This window comes from Mesorhizobium sp. M0590, assembly GCF_040320905.1.
In the GTDB taxonomy this organism is placed as follows: Bacteria; Pseudomonadota; Alphaproteobacteria; order Rhizobiales; family Rhizobiaceae; genus Mesorhizobium.
In genome coordinates this window covers 1-2,327 of record NZ_JAMYQN010000061.1, presented here as the reverse complement: position 1 = coordinate 2,327, position 2,327 = coordinate 1, and the positions used below count along the sequence as shown (strand labels likewise).

Here is a 2,327-nt window from a genome sequence, read left to right as displayed (position 1 = left end):
ATTAGCGGAATCACTGTCCCGTAATTACTGAAATCCCTGTCCGCGAATTAGCGGAATGGGTGTCCGCGAATTTCTGAAACACGCACTCCGGCATAGCCGCCGTCGCGAACAGATGCCGCAACCAGGGAGAAAGCCGTCGAATGGAGGCGATGACGCCGACTGCCCCATCCCTGTCCTGGATGTCGGCCGTGTGCACCGTCAGCCCGACCAAGTGCCCCTCGGTGTCGGTAATGATATGGCGCTTGCGGCCTTTGACCTTCTTGCCGGCGTCGTAACCACGCAAACCGGCAACGTCCGTGGTCTTTGCCGATTGGCTGTCGATGACGCCGGCGCTCGGGCTCGCCTCGCGACCAAGCGCCAGGCGTGCCGCAGCCACCAAGTGGAAGTTGATGGTCTTCCACAGCCCGTTGTCCCGCCAGGCATAGAAATAGCGTTGAACCGTGGAAACCGGCGGGAACCGGTCCGGCAATGCCCGCCATTGGCAGCCGGTCCAGGCGATGTAGAGAAGCGCGTCCACGACCGCCCGAAGTTCTGTCGTCCACGGTCGTCCCGTTGTCTTCGTTCCCGGCAGGAACGGCTCGATCAACGCCCATTCCCTGTCCGTCAACGCGTTTGCATCTCGCTGCCCCGCGCGGCAATATCGCCGGCGGGTGGTCTCCGTCCAACCCATGTCGTGATCCCGTTCAAGTCTAGACAATTCAAACGAATCACAACGGACGGGGCCGCTCAACCGCTTCCACCCCCAAAACCGAGTTTGGGGTCAGGCTCTAAGGCCGCTGAAGGATGTGGGCGGCTAAGCGTGAACGACTTGACTTAACCGTTGTGCTGACCGCGCAAGGGGCGCGTGGTGGGGCATGTGATGCATCTATTCGAGTATGCAGTCGGAGCGCGTTTGCGGATGACCATGCGCTGTTAACCTCCGACAAAGGAGCAAATCGTTCAAGACGGTGTGATGCTCGATATCGCTATGTAGCACGTCAGGCATAGTCGGATCGACTGGTCGGAAAGCGGTTAGAGTTGGCTTGGGGAATCTGGACAGAACGATAAGTGGATTTTCCGCCTGACACGGCAACGTAGTTACCGCGAGTCAGGAGAGACCATAACGAAGCGAACGCGCCGGAACCACACACCGGCTTTCAAGGCCAAGGTGGCTTGACTGCCATCAAGGGCGAAAAGACGCTGGCCGAGTTGGCTCAGCTTTTCGATGTTCACCCGAACCAAATCACAGCCTGGAAGGCGCAACTGCTTGATGGAGCCGCCGGCGTCTTCGGCTCGGGCGATGCGAGCGCCGAGGCGCCATCGGTGGATTTGAAGGCGCTTCACGCCAAGATCGGAGAGCTGGCGCTGGAGAACGATTCTTTGGAAGGCGCGCTCATCGAGGCCGGCATGCTGAGCGTAAAGCGAAGATCGACCGCAACCACGACCTTTCCATCGTCTGTCAGGCCAAGGCTCTGAACATCAGCCGCGCCAGCGTCTACTAAAAGCCACGGCCGAGGACCTCGCGCTGATGCGCCGCATCGATGAACTGCATCTGGAATACCCGTTCGCGGGCAGCCGCGCGACCTTATCAACCGGGAGGGCGTCGAGATCGGCCGCCGCCACGTCGCCACGCTGATGAAGCGCATGGGCGTCGAGGCGATCTGTCGCCGACCGGACACGTCGAAACCTGGGCCCAAAATCTATCCCTATCTCCTGCGCGGACTGAAGGTCGATCGTCGGAACCAGGTCTGGGCGATGGACATCACCTATATCCGATGGCGCGCGGCTTTGTCTATCTGGCCGCCGCGGTCGACTGGCTCACCCGGCGCGTGCTCAGCTATCGCGTGTCGATCACGATGGAAGCGGACTTCTGTCTCGAGGCGCTGGAGGAAGCCCTGACAAAATGTGACGCGCCCGGCATTTTCAACACCGATCAGGGTAGCCAGTTCACCAGCGAGCCCTTCACCGACGTTCTGATCGCCAACGAAATCGCGATCCGCATGGCGCGACAATGTCGTCGTCGAGCGCATCTGGAAATCGGTCAAATATTAAGAAGTCTATCTGCATGCCTACGACAGCGTCGGCGTGGCGCGCGACCTCGCTTGGCCGATACCTGGATTTTTATAATCGACTGCGCCCCCGTCCCAGCCTTGACCGGCGCACGCCGGACGAGGCCTACTTCGATCCCACCCCCTTCATGGCGGCGGCATGAATTTTCCGCCGCCAGTTGTGTGCGTCAAGTTCTGCAAAATGGCGTGGCATCGCGGTGACGTCGGCGTGTCCGCCGCGCAGCCCCCGTGTTTAGCGGAGCGGCGGACACATGACGGTGCTCAGGCGGCCAGGGCCCT

2 pseudogenes are annotated in these 2,327 nt (G+C 60.8%); one reads left to right on the top strand and one right to left on the bottom strand.

Annotated elements, in window-relative coordinates:
- Positions 1 to 77: 77 nt before the first annotated feature.
- Positions 78 to 670, bottom strand: a pseudogene (locus tag NKI52_RS32560) (IS5 family transposase); the annotation flags it as partial.
- Between the two features lie 429 nt (positions 671 to 1,099).
- Here NKI52_RS32560 and NKI52_RS32555 point away from each other — a divergent pair.
- A pseudogene (locus NKI52_RS32555) lies at positions 1,100 to 2,191 on the top strand (IS3 family transposase).
- Positions 2,192 to 2,327: the final 136 nt, after the last annotated feature.